18 protein-coding genes are annotated in these 18357 nt (G+C 28.6%); 9 read left to right on the top strand and 9 right to left on the bottom strand.

Annotated features, from left to right (window positions below):
- Position 1 precedes the first annotated feature (1 nt).
- The 3 genes from BTO18_RS10265 to BTO18_RS10255 all read left to right on the top strand — a co-directional run bounded on the left by BTO18_RS10265 (position 2) and on the right by BTO18_RS10255 (position 3418).
- The gene (locus BTO18_RS10265) at positions 2–490 is read left to right on the top strand and encodes a hypothetical protein (RefSeq protein ID WP_105016129.1); all 489 of its coding nucleotides are present in this window, start codon (positions 2–4) and stop codon (positions 488–490) included.
- A gap of 2 nt (positions 491–492) precedes the next feature.
- Positions 493–1470, top strand: a complete 978-nt coding sequence (locus BTO18_RS10260) for a polyprenyl synthetase family protein (protein WP_105016128.1) — start codon at positions 493–495, stop codon at positions 1468–1470.
- A 70-nt stretch (positions 1471–1540) separates the two neighbouring features.
- Complete coding sequence (locus BTO18_RS10255; RefSeq protein ID WP_105017552.1) at positions 1541–3418, top strand: hypothetical protein; 1878 nt, start codon at positions 1541–1543, stop codon at positions 3416–3418.
- Position 3419: 1 nt separating this feature from the next.
- Here BTO18_RS10255 and BTO18_RS10250 read toward each other — a convergent pair whose 3' ends face one another.
- Entirely contained in the window at positions 3420–4928 is a 1509-nt protein-coding gene (locus tag BTO18_RS10250) for a GH3 auxin-responsive promoter family protein (RefSeq protein WP_105016127.1), read from the bottom strand.
- A 59-nt stretch (positions 4929–4987) separates the two neighbouring features.
- Between BTO18_RS10250 and BTO18_RS10245 the strand changes: the two genes are divergently transcribed.
- From BTO18_RS10245 to BTO18_RS10225, 5 genes are all read left to right on the top strand, one after another.
- Positions 4988–5779: a DUF2797 domain-containing protein gene (locus tag BTO18_RS10245; RefSeq protein WP_105016126.1), complete on the top strand. Its 792-nt coding sequence runs from the start codon at positions 4988–4990 to the stop codon at positions 5777–5779.
- Between the two features lie 231 nt (positions 5780–6010).
- Complete coding sequence (locus BTO18_RS10240; protein ID WP_105016125.1) at positions 6011–6247, top strand: hypothetical protein; 237 nt, start codon at positions 6011–6013, stop codon at positions 6245–6247.
- Positions 6229–6531 carry a type II toxin-antitoxin system RelE/ParE family toxin gene (locus tag BTO18_RS10235; protein ID WP_105016124.1) on the top strand — a complete coding sequence of 101 codons (303 nt, stop codon included), beginning with the start codon at positions 6229–6231 and terminating at the stop codon, positions 6529–6531. Before BTO18_RS10240 ends, BTO18_RS10235 begins: the two co-directional genes overlap by 19 nt.
- Positions 6528–7478: a carbon-nitrogen hydrolase family protein gene (locus tag BTO18_RS10230; protein WP_105016123.1), complete on the top strand. Its 951-nt coding sequence runs from the start codon at positions 6528–6530 to the stop codon at positions 7476–7478. The genes BTO18_RS10235 and BTO18_RS10230 overlap by 4 nt, the downstream gene beginning before the upstream one ends.
- Before the next feature lie 3 nt (positions 7479–7481).
- Entirely contained in the window at positions 7482–7904 is a 423-nt protein-coding gene (locus tag BTO18_RS10225; protein ID WP_105016122.1) for a secondary thiamine-phosphate synthase enzyme YjbQ, read from the top strand.
- A 40-nt stretch (positions 7905–7944) separates the two neighbouring features.
- Here BTO18_RS10225 and BTO18_RS10220 read toward each other — a convergent pair whose 3' ends face one another.
- From BTO18_RS10220 to BTO18_RS10185, 8 genes are read right to left on the bottom strand one after another with little or no spacing between them, the layout of a single operon-like run.
- A complete protein-coding gene (locus BTO18_RS10220) occupies positions 7945–8757 on the bottom strand; it encodes an HAD family hydrolase (protein WP_105016121.1) in 813 nt (270 codons plus the stop codon).
- Positions 8758–9771, bottom strand: coding sequence for a LacI family DNA-binding transcriptional regulator (locus BTO18_RS10215; RefSeq protein WP_105016120.1), 1014 nt, complete (start codon positions 9769–9771; stop codon positions 8758–8760).
- Between the two features lie 57 nt (positions 9772–9828).
- Positions 9829–11196: an MptA/MptB family glycosyltransferase gene (locus tag BTO18_RS10210; RefSeq protein WP_105016119.1), complete on the bottom strand. Its 1368-nt coding sequence runs from the start codon at positions 11194–11196 to the stop codon at positions 9829–9831.
- Positions 11196–12686 (bottom strand): cellulose synthase family protein, encoded by a 1491-nt coding sequence (locus BTO18_RS10205; protein WP_105016118.1) that lies wholly within the window; start codon positions 12684–12686, stop codon positions 11196–11198. The genes BTO18_RS10210 and BTO18_RS10205 overlap by 1 nt, the downstream gene beginning before the upstream one ends.
- Positions 12686–13378 (bottom strand): glycosyltransferase family 2 protein, encoded by a 693-nt coding sequence (locus BTO18_RS10200; RefSeq protein ID WP_105016117.1) that lies wholly within the window; start codon positions 13376–13378, stop codon positions 12686–12688. The genes BTO18_RS10205 and BTO18_RS10200 overlap by 1 nt, the downstream gene beginning before the upstream one ends.
- Positions 13379–14287, bottom strand: a complete 909-nt coding sequence (locus BTO18_RS10195; protein ID WP_105016116.1) for a toxin-antitoxin system YwqK family antitoxin — start codon at positions 14285–14287, stop codon at positions 13379–13381.
- 2 nt (positions 14288–14289) lie between these two features.
- Entirely contained in the window at positions 14290–15912 is a 1623-nt protein-coding gene (locus BTO18_RS10190; RefSeq protein WP_105016115.1) for a 4Fe-4S binding protein, read from the bottom strand.
- Between the two features lie 3 nt (positions 15913–15915).
- Complete coding sequence (locus tag BTO18_RS10185) at positions 15916–17265, bottom strand: NAD(P)/FAD-dependent oxidoreductase (RefSeq protein ID WP_105016114.1); 1350 nt, start codon at positions 17263–17265, stop codon at positions 15916–15918.
- A gap of 172 nt (positions 17266–17437) precedes the next feature.
- On the opposite strand from BTO18_RS10185, the gene BTO18_RS10180 reads away from it, so the two are divergent.
- Positions 17438–18352, top strand: coding sequence for a transporter (locus BTO18_RS10180; protein WP_105016113.1), 915 nt, complete (start codon positions 17438–17440; stop codon positions 18350–18352).
- Positions 18353–18357 lie beyond the last annotated feature (5 nt).

Genomic DNA, 18357 nt, shown 5'->3' with positions numbered 1-18357 from the left:
TATGAAAAAATACATTATTCTTATAATATTCATAAACGTATTTGTTATACATGCACAAGAAAATGAGCAATCATTTTGGAATATTCTAAAAGGTAAAGAATTAGAAACATCTATATCTTTTCTTCCTGCAGGCACACATTACACTTCATTAGAGTTTAATGAAGTTTGGTATACGAGTTTTAATTACAAAAGTTACGAAATTGCTGCTTTCAAAAACTCTTTTAATGAACTTACTCTTGCTGCCTTATATAAAAGGCAAATTGGTATTTCTGAAAAATTATCTTTAATATATGGTATAGGTATTATGTATGGTTATCATGGTAAATTAGTTGATGTACCCACAATTCCTTTTAGAAAAAGTTTTTTATTTACAGGAGAAATTAATCCATTAATAGGGTTAACATTAGATTATAGATTTGCTAAAAATTTTAGTTTTCAAGTAGCTATAAGTCCAGCTGTAGCAATCTATGGTATTCGATATATATTTTAAAGATGAAACCAGTTGAATTAATAAAACTTCCTATTAAAAAAGAGATGGAACTTTTTGAGAAAAAGTTCAAAGACGCTATGTTGTCTAAAGTTCCACTTTTAAACAGAATTACTTATTATATAGTTCGTAGAAAAGGAAAACAAATGCGACCTATGTTTGTTTTTTTAGTAGCAAAAATGGTTTCTGATGGTGGTTTTGATGAACGAACGTATAGAGGTGCATCTGTTGTAGAATTGATTCATACAGCAACTTTAGTACATGATGATGTTGTAGATGATAGCAATAGAAGACGTGGTTTTTTCTCTATAAATGCACTCTGGAAAAATAAAATTGCAGTTTTAGTTGGGGATTTTTTACTGTCAAAAGGATTGTTGTTATCTATTGATAATGAGGATTTTGACCTGCTAAAATTGATTTCTATTGCAGTTCGTGAAATGAGCGAAGGCGAATTACTCCAGATTGAAAAAGCAAGAAAACTAGATATTACAGAGGCTATTTATTTTGATATCATTAGACAAAAAACAGCTACTTTAATTGCTGCTTGTTGTGGAATTGGAGCAGCTTCAGTAGGTGCAAAAAATGACACAATTCAACAAATGCGAAAATTTGGAGAATACATTGGCATCGCTTTTCAGATTAAAGATGATTTGTTTGATTATTCTGATGAGAAAATTGGTAAACCTACAGGAATTGATATCAAAGAACAAAAAATGACGTTGCCTTTAATTTATACTTTAAATAATTGTTCAAAAAAAGAGAAATCTTGGATTATCAATTCTATCAAAAAATATAATAAAGATAAAAAACGAGTAAAAGAAGTGATTGCTTTTGTAAAAGATAATGGTGGAATTGAATATACCATTTCTCAAATGAATGATTATAAAAATAAAGCACTTGCTATTTTAGATAATTATCCAGATTCGCCTTATAAGAAATCATTACTTCAAATGATTGATTATGTTGTAGAGCGTAAGGTTTAAATTTTTTTTTCTCAACCTTTTTAGTATTTTTGGAATGGTGATTGCTCATAAATCATCAAAAAAATATACTATGAAAAAAACGTTGCTCTTATTTGGAATTTGTATCTTATCTTCAATGTCAATGAATGCACAAGGTGATTATGGTTTTATATATTCTCAAAACCCTAACAAAGACAACAGATGTTCCTATTTTAATAACTATTTTAAACAAAAACCAAAAGAGGTATATTTTTCTATTGTTGAAGAAAATAGTAACTTATATTTTGAAGTAACAGATAAAAACTGGGCATTAAAATTATTTAAAAAATCTGGAGATGGAATAGCTGTAGATATTGTATCAAAATCTAGATATACTTGTGATAAAGACGTTGACGCATCACAAATTCGAGGAACTATTTTAAAACCAGTTTTTGCAAAACAATTGATTAGGGGTTTTAAGCCAACATTAGGAAATCGATTTAGAACTTTTTTAGGCATAGTGCCTGAAAAATTAAGAAATGATGAGCTAGAATTTAATATTTTATTTCTAAATAATAAAGTTCTGTGCAGGTATCAAAGTACTTATAATCTAGAATCTTATCCTTGGGATTTATTAGATATGGGAGTTTACTTGGACTCTTTAATTTATAAAGATAAAAAAATTACAACTTCAGATAAGTTTACTACCAAGTACAAGAAATTAAAATTTGTAATTCCTTTTGAGAAAAATAAATCGGAATATTTACCAAAAGATATTAAACCTTTGTATGATTCTTTAAAACTTACAAATTTCAATATTAAAAAAATAAGTATAAACGCATATTCGTCTATTGAAGGGAGTTTAAAACGTAATTTAGAATTGCAAAAGCAAAGAGCAAATAGTATTGCAGAGTCATTACAATCTTTTCAAAAACCAGACATTGTAACTAAAATTTCTTCATCAGAAAATTGGGTAGAGTTTTTAAATGATATTTCTAAAAGTAACTATAAAGATTTAAAGAAATTATCAAAAAGAGATATTAAACAAAAAGTAGTTGGTAAAGTATCTAATGATTTAGAACAATTTTTAAAAAATCACAGAAAAGCTGTCATTACTTTAGAATTAGAAAAAATAGATAAATATAAAGACATGTCTATTGGGCAATTAGTAACTAATTTTAATGATTTACTCTCAAAAGATAATTTGAATGAGGCTTTAATAGTGCAAAATTCTTTAATAGAAAAATTAAAGAAAGAAGAATCACCTAATGCTATTAGAGGCTTAAATATACCAAAACAGAAGAAATATATAAACTTATTAAATAAATCTTCTATCTTTAAATATGTCTTTAAATTGGCGTATGCGAAAATTGCCTTTGATGAATTAAAAATGCTAGAAAAGTTAGCTCCAAAAAACAAAAAAATCAAGTATAATTTAATTGTAACAAAATTTGTTATTTGGAATAATAATTGGGAAAAGATAAATATTACTGAATTTAAAAAAGAGATTATCAATTTAAAAAAATATGGAATTAAACAGCATTTAATAGATAGAATGTTGGTCAATTATCATATTGTAAAAGCTAAAAAAAATATAAGAGCTAAACAATATAAAGCCAAAGATACGTCTGTTGAGTTTATATTAGATACCTATGAAAACTTTAATTTATCTAATTACGATTATTTAAGTTTAGCTCAATTTTTAATCTATTATTCTCATATAGATGATGCCACAGACCTATTAGATGATAAAGTAAGAGAAATTACTATTGATGAAGATTTGTTATATTATTATCTCAATTTAACCATTACTAATGACTATAATGTAGCATCAGATAATTACAGAACAATTATGTTAAACGCAATTAATTTAAATAAAAAACGTTTTTGCAAATTGTTTGACCCTTCTTCAGAAGATGGTGTTACTTTTCAGTTGTTAGAGAATAGTTATTTAAAAAAAACCTACTGTGAGAGTTGTGTTAAAGAGTAGTTTATAGATCTAACAATTCCTCAATAAAGTCCCTTGAATTTGATAGTCTAGGCACTTTATGTTGTCCTCCTAACTTTCCTTTTTTCTTTAGCCAATCGTAAAACAAACCTTCTTTTGCTACGTGAATTTTAGGCATAGCTAATGTCATAGAATTATAACGTTTGGCTTCATAATCAGAATTAATAGACTTTAAAGAATTGTCTAACATTTCAGTAAAATAGTCCATATTTTCTGGTAGTTTACTAAATTCAATAATCCATTCATGACCACCACTTTTTTTGTCTTCCATAAAAATAGGACCAACAGTATATTCACTAATTAACGCATCTGTTTTTTCGCAAGTTAACTTTAAAGCATCTTCTACATTCTCAATATTCAATTCTTCACCAAATACATTTATATAATGTTTTGTACGTCCTGTAATCTGAATTCTATAAGGGTCTAATGAAGTAAAACGTATTGTATCTCCAATTAAATATCGCCATAAACCACTATTTGTAGTGATAATTAAGGCATAATCAATTCCAGTTTTTACTTCCGATAATGAAATGGTATCAGAAGCTTCTCCTTTATAATTTGACATTGGTATGAATTCATAGAAAATTCCATAATCTAACATCAATAATAACTCTTTAGAACCATTTCTATCTTGAATTGCAAAAAAACCTTCAGAAGCATTATACGTTTCAAAGTATTGAAAATCGTCTTTAGGAATCAATTTTTTGTACTGTTCTCTGTAAGGGTTAAAGTTGACACCTCCATGAAAATAGACTTCTAAATTTGGCCAAACTTCTAAAATATTGTTTTTTCCTGTTCGTTCTAAAACTCGATTCAACAGAACCAACATCCAACTAGGAACACCAACTAAACTGGTAATATCTTCTTGAATAGTTTCATCAATAATCGCTTCCATTTTCGTTTCCCATTCAGCCATCAATGCTACTTCTTGGCTAGGAGCAGAGCTATAATCTGCCCAAAAAGGTAGGTTTTCTGTTATGATTGCAGACAAATCTCCAAAATAAGAACTGTTGTCTTTGTATATTTCAGAACTTCCTCCTAATCGTAAACCTTTACCCGTAAATAATTGTGTTTCTTCGTTATTGTTAATGTATAAGCACAGCATATCCTTGCCAGCTTTCATGTGGCAATACTCTAAAGCTTCATCGCTTACAGGAATAAATTTACTCTTTGCATTGGTAGTTCCACTAGATTTTGCAAACCATTTTATATAAGAAGGCCAAAATAAATTCTGTTCCCCTTTTCTACAACGTTCAATCAAGGGTTCAATACTTTCATATTTTTGAATAGGCACTAAATTTGCAAAATCTTTGTAATTTTTAATGGATGAAAAGTGATGCTTTTTACCAAACTCAGTTTTTTTGGCAGTATTTATTAACCTTAATAAAAGTTCATCTTGTACATCATTAGGATATTTTAAAAATAGCTCTATTTGATGAATTCTTTTTTTTAAAAACCAAGAAATTATAGAATTTACAATAGGGAAAGCCATAAATTAAGTTCGATTTTTTATGTAAGTTTGTTGAGAAGCTAAAAATACTAAAATTTGTTATGCAATATCAAGGTGTCTTAAAAAAAATGATGACTGAAAATTCTGATGAAATTCAGTACTATTTAGATATGAAAACTGATTTTTTAAATATGAATCAGTTAATCAATAAAAAAATTACGTTTTCTTTTGTGACTTATGAGTGTTTAAACTGCCATTTAGAAAAGAAAATTTACAGACAAGGTTTTTGTAAATCTTGTTTTTTTGATATTCCACAAGCTGCAGATTGGATTATGAGACCAGAATTGAGCAAGGCACATTTGGATGAAGAAGATAGAGATTTGGCTTACGAAAAACGTGTACAATTACAACCTCATATTGTGTATTTGGCAAACTCTAGTAATGTAAAAGTAGGAGTTACTAGAAAACAGCAAGTGCCAACAAGATGGATAGATCAAGGAGCTCACGAAGCTATAGAAATTATAGAAGTACCTAATAGATATTTGGCAGGAATTACAGAAGTCGCTTTAAAAGAGCATGTTGCTGACAAAACGAATTGGCGTAAAATGCTAAAGAATGATATTGAAGATGCTAATTTAGTGGAATGGAGAGATAAATTAAAACAATACATTCCAGATGAAGCCAAGGAATATCTTATAGAAAACAATTCAGAAACGAATATCAATTTTCCTGTTACAAAATATCCAGAAAAACCAAAAAGTTTAAATTTGATAAAAACACCAAAATATACTGGAACATTAGTAGGAATTAAAGGACAGTATTTAATTTTTGAGGATGAAACTGTTTTTAATGTAAGAGCAAATGAAGGTTTGGTTATTAGTATTGAGGTTTAATTTTAAAGAATTATTGCACTGATTTTTACTAATAAATAAATGAATATGAGTGTTTTATTGTAGGTTATTACTTTGTGCATCTTTGTGAAAAAACCTTTGAGATATTCTGCGTAATTTTTAAATATATATTCTGAAAAAGAATCTATTAAAAGTAGCACTAGTAGAAATTTCTCTTGTTTGCTTAAATAAGTAAAAAATCAGTATTTTTGATTAGACAAAAATTAATTGAATATGGATGCAACAACTCAAATAAAAAATAACTTAATTTCTAGAATTAGAGATTCAAAAGATTTGAGTTTTTTAAAAGCATTACAAACTATTTTTGATTCTTCAGAAAAAGGTTTATATCAGTTATCTTCAGAACAAGAAAGTTCAATTTCTATTGGTAGAAATCAAATAGAAAATGGTCAATTCTCAACAAATGAATCAGTAATTTCTGAAATGAAAGAATGGCTCAAGGAGAAATAATTTGGTCTGAAGATGCCAAGAAAGAGCTTCATAAAATTCTTAAATTCTATACAGAAAGAAATGGTTCTTCAACTTACAGTTTAAAATTGTTAGGTGAAATTGAAGATGTATTAAAAACTTTATCAAAAAGTAATTTTATTGGCAGACTTACGTCAAATAAAATAACAAGAGTTGTTCCAATGAAAGTCTATTTGATTTTTTATGAAATCAATAATAATAGAATAGAAATTTTATGTTTTTGGGACAACAGACAAGATGAAATAAAACGAAAGTTTGATTTATGAAAAACCTACTAAAAGTAGCACTAGCGCAAATTTCTCCAGTTTGGTTAAATAAAGAAAAAACCATTGAAAAGATTGAAAAATCAATTGTAGATGCAGCAAAAGGAAATTGTGAACTCATTGTTTTTGGAGAAGCATTATTACCTGGTTATCCTTTTTGGTTGGCATTAACTGGTGGTGCAGAATGGAATACAAAAACCAATAAAGAGATTCATGCGCATTATGTGCGTAATTCTGTAACCATAGAAAAAGGTGAATTAGATTCCATATGTAAATTGGCAAAAGAACACAACATTGCTATTTATTTAGGAATTATGGAACGTGCAAAAAATAGAGGAGGACATAGTATTTATGCAAGTTTGGTCTACATAAACCAAAATGGAGAAATAAAATCTGTCCACAGAAAACTACAACCTACTTATGACGAACGTTTAACTTGGGCTCCTGGAGATGGAAATGGTTTGCAAGTACATCCATTGAAAGAATTTACAATTGGCGGACTAAATTGTTGGGAAAATTGGATGCCTTTGCCAAGAACTGCTTTGTATGGTTTAGGAGAAAATTTACATATTGCTGTTTGGCCAGGTTCTGATCATAATACAAAAGATATAACACGTTTTATTGCTAGAGAATCACGTTCTTTTGTAATTTCGGTTTCAAGTTTGATGCAGAAATCAGATTTTCCAGAAGATATTCCTCATTATTATAAAATTGTAAAAGATGCACCAGACATTTTGGCAAATGGAGGTTCTTGTATTGCTGGTCCTGATGGAGAATGGATTGTAGCACCTGTTTTACACAAAGAAGGTTTGATTATAGAAACAATTGATTTTAATAGAGTTCTAGAAGAACGCCAGAATTTTGATGTTGTAGGCCATTATTCCAGACCAGATGTAACTAAATTACATGTAAATAGAGAAAGACAAAGTACTGTTTCTTTTGATGATTAATTTATGATTTTCGAACAAAAAGAAATAAAGTTACAACCTTATCAAAGAGGATTTCATTTAATTACAAATACAGTATTAAATGAATTCCCTGAAATAAAATCCATCAAAAAAGGGTTTTTTAAAGTATTCATCAAACATACATCTGCAAGTTTAACCATTAATGAAAATGCAGACCCAACTGTAAGAGTCGATTTTGAAAGTCATTTTAACAAAATGGTTGCAGAAAATGAACCCTATTATATTCACACTTATGAAGGTAGTGATGATATGCCTGCGCATTTAAAAGCTTCTTTATTGGGTAGTTCTGTTGAAATTCCGATTACCAATGGAAAATTGAATTTAGGTATTTGGCAAGGCATATACTTATGTGAACATAGAAATTATGGAGGTTCTCGAAAGTTAGTTCTTTCCGCTTTTGGGGTTTAAAAATAAAAATCTTTTGACTTTGCTCAAGGTGATAACTGAATTAGCCTTTTGAAGCAATCAATTTCTCTAAAACCTTTTCTACTCCAAAATTATCATTAGTATCTGTTGAGAATGTTGCCAGCTTTTTGATGTCTTTATGTGCATTTTCCATCGCAAAACTAAAGTCAGCTTCTTGCATCATTTCTATATCATTATGATAATCTCCAAAAACCATCGTTTCTGCTTTGCTGATGTTTAAAAGTTGTTGTAAATGTCTTAAAGCAATGCCTTTGTTAGCTTTTTCATCAGAAATATCTAACCAGTTTTGTCCAGAAATTTTTAATAAAACCTCATTTTTTAAATGCTGAATTTTAGGGTAAAGAAATTGTTCAGAAGACTCAAAATGATAGATTGCAATTTTAAAAACGGGTACAGTTTTAGCAATTTCTTCTAAATCATTAACTTGTTGAAAACTCGCATAATATTCTTGAAATAGACCTAAAAACCTTTCGTCTTTACTTTCTACAAATGCTGAATTATCGCAACAAAGTACCATATTAGCACTAGCAATATTTCTTACAATCGGAATTATTTTTAATATTTTTTCTGCAGTTAAGAAATGCGAAAGTAGCACTTTTTCTCCTTTTTTAGCAACACCACCATTTTCTGCAATTACATAAATATCATCTTTTATTTTATGTAATCTTTCAACAATACTATTATGTTGTCTGCCACTTGCTGCACAAAATGTGATGTTTTGTTTTTGTAGTTGTTTAAAGAGTTTATAAAATCTATTGCTTACTTCGTGGTTAGAATTTAATAAAGTTCCATCCATATCAGAAACTACAAGTTTCACTTTAGAAAAATCAATCATTTATCTTGTTGAATCTCTTATTACCAAATCAGTTTTAATGATTTTAGTAGTGATTTCGGTATGTTTTTTTTCTAATTTATTGATTAAAATTTGAGCTGCGGTTTCTCCCATTATTTCTCCATGTTGACTAATAGTTGTCATTTTTGGGCTAGAATGACGAGCTAAAATACCATTTGAAAAGGCAATTACAGCTACGTCTTTTGGAATCTTTTTGCCACTCTTTTTAAGAGCTTTCATTGTAGAAACAGCAACAGATTCACCTGTGGTAATTACAGCATCTATATCATTAGATTTTATAAATGGTCTTACTTTGTTTTTGTATTTTTTATAATCTTTTTCAATGATATTAAGCACCAGATTTTCATCAAAAGAAAGCCCAACTTTTTCTAAACCTTGTTTATAACCTTGTAGGCGTTGTTTGCCAATTTGTAGATCGCTAATAGTAGAAATAAAAGCTATTTTTTTATGACCTTTTTTGTACAAAAACTCAACAGTATTGGCTGCACCTTCAAAATCATCAGTAATTACTTTATCACAAATAATCGATTGAGCAACTCTATCAAACATAACAATTGGAGTTCCATTATCGATAGAATCTTTGAAATGATCGTACTTATTATTTAACTCGGTTTCTTTAGCTGTAGAAAGTAAAAAACCATCAATACTTCCATTAGAAAGCATTTCTATTATTTCTTGCTCCTTATCATAAGATTGGTTAGATATGCAAGTAATTACTTTATAGCCTTCTTTTAATGCTGTTTTTTCAATGCCTTTAAAAACTTGAGCAAAGAAGTAGTTTAGCATAGTTGGTAAAATTACACCAATGGTTTTTGTGCTTCTGTTTTTAAGACTTAGTGCGTTAAAGTTTGGTTTATAGTTCTTTTCTTTAGCATATTTCTGAATTTTTTCTTTCGTACTTTCACTAATTTCATAACTATCATTCAAAGCTTTAGAAACTGTTGAAATAGAAACATTAAATTCTTTAGCAATATCTTTTATAGTTAGTTTTTTCATTCAAAAAAATTAACCACTAATATATGAAATAATCAAGACAAGCTTTTTAATTAATTATTAAATATTAACTTTATTAAAGCTTATATTTCTAACTTCATAAAAAAGAATTGAATAAACTATAAAATATTCTATTGCTACAAACCATAAGTTTTCTTGCCAAGGCGTATTTGCATAGGCTTGATAACTTAAAATAATTACTAAACTCCAAACTACTGGAAATTTATATTTTGTAAAAACACATAAAATCAAAGGAGTAGCTACGTACCAAGGATGGATAGTTGTAGCTGTAAAATAGTAGAAACACAAACCAAAAAGCATTGCAGTAATAAGTTGAATTATTAAAATATTCCTTCTAAAAAATGTTAAGATGATTAGGAATAGAATTGTTAATAAAGGTGTAATTTTTCCAATAATAGCAATTTCATTATAGCCCCTAAATAGATAACCTATTTCTCTAAAAATGTAGTAGAAACTTGCATTAAACTCAAAACTTCTAAACCATAAACCTACAGAGTTCGAGTAATTATCTATTAAGGTTGATGAATAAAAAGGAAGAAATAATATAATGATTATACTTAAAACAATAGTATAAAATACTACTAGTTGTATCATTCTTGTAAAAACAGTAGTTTTTGAGAGCTTTTTAGGTTTTACAAACCACTGAAAAAACAATGGTAAAAACAATAAAGGAATCAATTTTACTGAAATTGAACAAGCAATTAAAATAGCGGCCAAAATCCATTTTTGTTGGTGTAATTTGTACAATCCCAAAATTAAGAAAAACAGCATTACAGTTTCAAAATGTAAATTACCTGTCATTTCTATAATAATAAAAGGATTTAAAATGTACCAGAAAATATTTTTGATAGGTAACTTTAAACTTGATAATAATTTTTTACCAAAATATAGAATTCCAATATCTGCTAAAATGATTTGTAATCGTAAAACAATGATGCTTCCAAAAATACTTTTACTAGAAAAAAGTGCAGCAATTAAAAATGATAGCTGATTTAATGGTGGATAATTGGTATAATGACTTCCATTGAGTTCTCCCATTCCTGCATACAATTCTTGTGCATCTGCAATAGGAAAATTATTTTGTTGAATAAAAGTTTGTGGTAATGATAAATAAGGGTTTAAGCCTTTAAAAATCATGCGTCCATCCCATATAAACCTATAAAAGTCTTGTGATAAATTTGGAATAGCAAAGAGGAATATTAATCGAAATAAAATAGAAATTCCTACTAAATTTCTAAATGAAATTGCATTGCTTTTTATCAAAAAATAAAAACAACCAAACAGTAAAAACCATAAAAATATGAGCTTGGTAAAATTGGTTCTTTCTAAATGATAGGCAAATAAAAAATAAAGAATAATGCTGATTAATACTAGAGTAGCCTCTTTATATTTATACAAAAAAGCCATTATGCTTTTGAGAATACAGATTTAAAAAAAACATAACCAAAACCTATAAAAAGCATAAAATGAAAAGGGAATAAACCGTAATCTCCTCCTTGATTACCAACTATTGAGGCACTGTACATACCAAACGCAAAATAAATAGCCAGTAAACCCTCTAAAATTACATGAACTGAAGGTTTCTTTTTAATGTATTTGTTGTTTTTCCAACCATCTTTTATGGTTTTTATATTGAATTTAGGAGTTCTTACAAATTCACTTTTTTTACCAAAATGCCCCTCTAAAACTGCAATAGTATTGTGTAAAGAAAAGCCCATAGCCACAGAAAAAAAAGTAAAAAAAGCACCAATATATTTAAAGAATTTTACAAAACCACTTCCATAAATATTCTTATACATATGCCAATAACAGATAAAAAATATAATAGAGCTTATCACAAAAAAGCTCATTACATAAAAATAATTTTTTAAGTGTGCATATTCATTTTTAATATACAACATAGGTATACTTAAAACAGCTACTAAAAAAATACAGGTAAACATAGAACTATTGAGCAGATGCAATAAACCATGAATTTTAGTTTTAAAAGAGATGTTTTTATTGCTGATAATTTTATTTATCATTTTTTGAAAATTCTCTGCACCTCCTTTATTCCATCTAAATTGTTGACTTCTTGCTGCACTAATAATTACTGGTAATTCAGCTGGAGTTTCTACTTTTTCTAAATACTTAAATTTCCAATTCTTTAGTTGAGCTCTATAGCTTAAATCGATATCTTCTGTAAGTGTATCTCCTTGCCAATTGCCAGCATCATAAATGCATTCTTTTCGCCAAATTCCAGCTGTACCATTAAAATTGATGAAATGGCCTTTGCTATTTCTACCCACTTGTTCAAGCGTAAAATGTGCATCTAACATAAATGCTTGAATTCTAGTTAATGTAGAGTAATTTCTATTGATATGACTCCATCTCGTTTGTACAACACCAATTTCTGAATTTTTAAAATAAGGAACGGTTTGATATAGCCAATCTTTTTTAGGTAGAAAATCGGCATCAAAAATGGCTATAAATTCTCCTTTTGCTGTTTTTAAACCTTCTTTTAATGCACCAGCTTTAAAGCCTTGTCTGTTTTTTCTTCTGATGTGTTGAATATCAATTTCTCTTTCCTGTAATTTTTTGATGTGCTTGGCAGTCATTTCTACAGATTCATCAGTAGAATCATCTAATACTTGAATTTCTAATTTATCTTTTGGGTAGTCGAGTTTAGCAATGTTTTTTAGCAAACGCTTCATTACATACAATTCATTATAAACGGGTAATTGTATGGTTATAAATGGGATTTCATCGGGGTTAGAAAAATTGAATTTTTCTGAATTATCTTCTTTATTTCTATAGCGTAAGTAGTTGAATAAAAGATTCAATTGTGCCAATGCATATATAAAAATAAGTAGCAAGCAAAAACTATAGATAACAATGATGATGTAGGCTAAAACCATTATTTAAAACTGTATTTAAAAATCCAAGTTAAGATTTTTACTCCTGCAAATATAGTACCTTTTACAGTACCTGAAACTTTAGATACCCCAATTCTATTTCTATATTTTACAGGAATTTCTTGGTAACTCATTTTTTGTTTCAAAACTTTAAGTTGCATTTCTACTGTCCAACCATAAGTTTTATCTTCCATTTTTAAAGCTAAAAGTTTATCATATTTAATAGCTCTAAAAGGCCCTAAATCAGAGAATTTTGCATTAAAAAAGAGTTTCATTAAAAAAGTTGCGAGCCAATTTCCAAAAACTTGTTGTGGTGTCATTGAACCATCTTCTCTTAACTTTTTAACTCTAGCCCCTAATACAAAATCAATATTTTTATTGATAATTGGTGCTATAATTTCTGTAAGTTGTTCTGGATAATCAGAATAATCGCCATCTAAAAAAACAATGATTTCTGGTTTTTGTTTTAATTTAGAAATGTAATCCATCCCTTTTAAACAAGCATAACCATAACCTCTCCTATTTTCTTGTAGTACAGTTGCACCCGCATTTTTTGCGTTGAGTTCTGTATTATCAGTAGAATTGTTACTGATTACAATTATTTCATCAACGATATTAGGAATATCGTTAATTACATTTGCTATAGAATCTTGCTCATTATAAGCAGGAATAATTACTTTTATAATAGAGCTCATTTATCTTAAATCGTTTAGACTGTTCTCTTTTTTAAAAGATGAAAAATCTGTCCATTCTTTTATTTTTTTACCAGCTTTAAACTTGGAGGCTTTTATTAGTTTTTTTTGATTATAAATCAAACAATATCCATTTTTCTGATTATTATGCAATTGACATTTATGATTGATATTTCCGTCTTTATCATAAAATAACCACCAGTCATTTTTTCTTCCTTCTTTATAATGGCCTTCTTTTTCTAAAATTGAATTTTCGGCGTAAAAATACCAATATTTAGTTTCTAAATTGTTTACAAATCTTCCTTCTTTTTTCAAGTTTCCACTTTTATGGAAAAACTTCCAATAGCCAGATTTGATACCTTTTTTATAGTTGCCTTCACTTTCTTTTCGACCATTTTCATAAAAAGTAACCCAAAAACCTGAAGGTGTATTGTTTTCAAAAAGAGCTTTGTATTTTAATTGCTCATTAGGATGAAAAGCTTCCCATATTTTAGTTTTTAATCCATTTTTGAACCAGCCCTTTTCTGATACATTTTTATTTGGATGATAATAATACCAAAATCCATCTTCTAAATTATTGATATAATTACCTTCAGTTATTTTTATATTCTGGTTATTATAACTTTTCCAAAAACCAGATTTTAAACCTTTTTTAAAAGCTCCTTTCTCTTTTAATACTCCATTTGAATGATAAAAATACCAATATCCAGTTTTTAGATTTTCAGAATAATTTCCTTTTGAAGTAATTATATTACCTCTATTATAAGTTAACCAGTAGCCTTCTTTTTTACTATTGATGAGCCAACCTTCTTCTTTTAAATTTCCATTTTTATAATATTCTTTCTGATATTTCTTTTGCGAGAAAGCTGAAATAAAAAGTAAGCAAAAAATTAAAAGAAGTGTATTTTTCAAAATTAATTTTTGTTAACTAATTTCATCAAATCAACATCGTTTCCTAATAAAATTTCTGTTGGATTAATTCTACCTTCTTCTGGACCGTTTTCTAATTTTAAAACACCTCTTGGGCAAACTGCAGAACAAATTCCACAACCCACACAACTAGAACGTACAATGTTTTCTCCTTTTTGTGCATAAGCTCTTACATCAATTCCTTGTTCACAATAGGTAGAACAGTTTCCACAAGAAATACATTGTCCGCCATTTGTGGTAATTCTAAATCTTGATTTAAAACGTTGTACTAAACCTAGGTATGCAGCTAAAGGACAACCAAAACGACACCAAACTCTATTTCCAAAAATAGGGTAGAAACCTGTACCAATTACACCAGCAAACCATGCTCCAATTAAGAAACTATAGGTGTCTTTTATCCATTGAGATTTGATTCCTAAAAAGGATTGTGTACCAGAAAAATAACAATATAAAGTAACGATTGTCATCACTAAAGAAAATACTAAAACAGAATGGATTAACCATCTTTCTAACTTCCAGGCATTCAGGCTTTTGTTAGAATGTTGTCTATAAGGATCTCCTAAAGTTTCGGCCAAGCCTCCACAACCACAAACCCAAGAACAGTACCATCTTTTTCCAAAAAAATAGACCATTACAGGAACTATAATGAGTGTTAAAACAATTCCCCAAACTAATATGAATAATCCTATTCCTCCACTATTGGTTAAATTATCTAAATTCCAATCAAAGAAAAAATCATAATCTAGAGGAAACGCATTTTTAAAATCATATTCAGGTAATTGTAAGCTTGCCATAATTTCTGGAATTAAAAAAGCAAACACGATTTGAAAAAATAAAACAGATATTGTTCGTACAATTTGGTATTTGTTATGTCTATATTTTATAAACATTCTCACACCCATTGTTAGCATAATTGTACAGTATAAAAAGCCATATACAAACCATTGTGATGCATCTCTATTTCCTAAAAAATTACTTATTGGGTCTAGAATAAATGTCCAGTTTACAGCATAATCTGCCATAAAGTACAACACCAAATAAAACGTAACCAAATACACCAAAACCAACCAAGCAATCCATCCTCTATTTGTTGCAGATTCTAGGTAAATACCATCATTTTTAATCCCTGGTTTTCCTAATAAAACTAGGTTAGGAATAATAAATAATAATGCTCCAATAATTCCTAAACCAAAAGTTAAAAACCACATCAATCCAGCATTTTCTTTTACAAAACCAGAACCTGCTTTTTTGGCAATTTCATAACTTAACGTATGAGGTTTTCCGTAGATTTTATATTGATATTGTTCGCCTTTTTTATCCCAATTTTTTTCTGCATCATATTTTGCTATTAATTCATCATAATGATTATTTGATGTTTCAAATGCTGCTCTTACTCTGCTAGAAAATTGAAAAATGTTTAAAGACTTATCAGTTACAACTGCTGCTGATAATTCTTTTTTTATAATCTCGCTTTTATATCCTTTTTCAGAAATATAAGTATTCAATTCTTCTTGAGTTAAAGAAAAATTACCAGTAAAAATAGACCCTGTAAATATTGCTAATCCTATTAAAAAGATTACTAAACCTAAATTTTTTATTGCTTTCATCTTTTATGCTTTACTAAAAATTCGTTTCCAACTTTTTTTCTTTACTTGAATATCTGTTTTATTCTCTTGATTAAATTTTGCTACAATTTCTGCTTCATGAAGTTTATAAAATTCAGGATCAAAATTAGCATCAGTTAAATATTCTAAAACGTGTTCTATAGATTGGTTTTCTGTTAGCCACTTGTCAAAAATTTCGTGACGCATTCTAATTCCGAATGTATTTATACCTAGAAATTTGCTGGTATTTTTATCATAAGAAATTGTTATACATTTATTTTCTGATGGATGTTGCCACTGAAAATAAGCTTCATTTTCTTTTTTGTTTCTTTCGCTAAAAACCCAACCATAAGTTTGATATTCAATATCTAAAAATTTAGCAGAATTGAACCAATGTCCAGGTTTATATTCGGTTTTGTTACCACAAATGGTTTGTGCTAAAGTTTCACCCATCATTCTTCCTGTGTACCAAACTGCCTCAATATTTCTGCGTTGTCCAATAGCTTCGTGTTGTTCTGCACAATCACCAATTGCATAAATATCCTTAACGTTTGTTTCTAAAAAACGGTTGACTTTTATACCACGTCCAGTTTCTATACCAGAATCTTTTAAGAAGTCGATATTTGGAGTTACACCAGCAGTTAAACCAACAACATTACAAGGAATTTCTTCTCCAGTTTCTTGAATCACAATCGATTTTACTTTTCCATTTTCATCTGCCTTAATTTCTTTTAAATTAGTTGCCAAACGTAAATCAATATGATGTTCTTTAATGTGTTTATTAATGAGTTCAGATTCTTGAGCAGGCAAAACTCCATTCCAAAAACTGGTTTCTCTCACAAGAAAAGTAACAGGAATCTTTCTACTTCGTAGCATTTCTGCCAGTTCAATGCCTATTAAACCACCACCAACAATTACAGCTCTTTTACAAACATCATTATTAGGTGCGTGTTTTTCTAAATTTTCTAAATCTTGTTTGTGGTACATGCCCATAACACCATCTAAATCTTGACCTGGCCAGCCAAATTTATTTGGTTTTGAACCCACAGCTAAAATTAACTTATCATAAGAAAGCGAAGAATTATCAGAAAACTCAAGCGATTTTTTATCAGTATCAATTTTAGATACAAAACCTTCTTTTAAATCGATTCGGTTTTTATCCCAAAACCAATTTTCATAAGGTTGTGTGTGTTCAAATTTCATGTGCCCCATATAAATATACATAAGAGCAGTTCTAGAAAAGAAATATTTTGTTTCAGCAGATACTATCGTGATTTGTTTATCAGAATTTTTTCTGATATGCCTAGCAACTGATACACCAGAAATTCCGTTTCCAATAATAACAATGTGTTCCATAATTAGTTGATTGATTTCTTGAGGTTATGTCGAAGCTAAAGTTAATAACTTAACTGAGAACTATAATTTAAATTTATTCTAAATAAAAGATCTACAACTTTTTTGTAAGTTATTAAATTTGTGAAAGACTTAACTTGGGAATTAAATAATTTGAAAATTAAAATCAACTATAATGAAAAATAGATTAATAAGAGTAGCAATTGCGTTTCTTTTGCTGATTAGTTTACAAGCAAATGCTCAAGATGATAATGATGATACTAGAAGTAATATACAAACCTATACACCATCAGTTTTATTAAAAAAAGGACAGTGGGATATTAAGTTTTTTAATAATTTATATACAGAAACTGAAGCTACTTTTAATGGTGTAAAAGCAGATAAAGCAAGAGAAAATTATTTAACATCTACAATAGAAATTTTTACAGGTACTTCTGATAGTAGAAGGTTTAATTTAGGGTTTATTGTAGAAATCCGTTCTAATACTATTGGAGGTAGAGACGCTCTTTCCGTCTTTAGTTTAGGTTCTGATGAATTCTCTAGAAAAGGAATTACATCTATAGCACCTTCAATAAAGTGGCAACCTATAGAAAGTGTAGGGAAATTTTCTGTACAGTCTTCATTAAATATTCCATTAGTAAAAAGAGAAACTGTAGATGGTATATTTTTAGACGAAGCTGCATGGAATTTTCAAAATAGATTCTTTTACGATTATACTTTCCCAAGTGGAAATTGGCAATTGTTTTCTGAAATTAATACACAATACTTTTTTGGAGATAAAGAAGTAGCAACTTTTGATAGTTTAGGCAGAAAAACAACTTCAGAAGGAAGTTTTGCAACCAATACTTTTATTTTGAATCCAGGTTTATTCTTAAGCTATTTTCCATCAGATAAATCTACAGTGTTAGGTTTTGTACAACATACGAATAGATTTGGAGATTTTACACAAGATTTTACTGCATTAGGTTTTGGAGGTAAATATCAACTGACAGATGAATTGAATTTAGAAGTATTGTATAGTAAATTTGTAAGAGGAGAAAATACAGGTTTAGGACAAAGTTTTAACATTGGTTTAAGAGCTTTGTTTTAAGAAAA

Origin of the sequence: Polaribacter porphyrae, assembly GCF_002954685.1 — a bacterium.
Lineage (GTDB): Bacteria > Bacteroidota > Bacteroidia > Flavobacteriales > Flavobacteriaceae > Polaribacter > Polaribacter porphyrae.
This window is presented reverse-complemented; position numbering and strand designations above follow the sequence as displayed.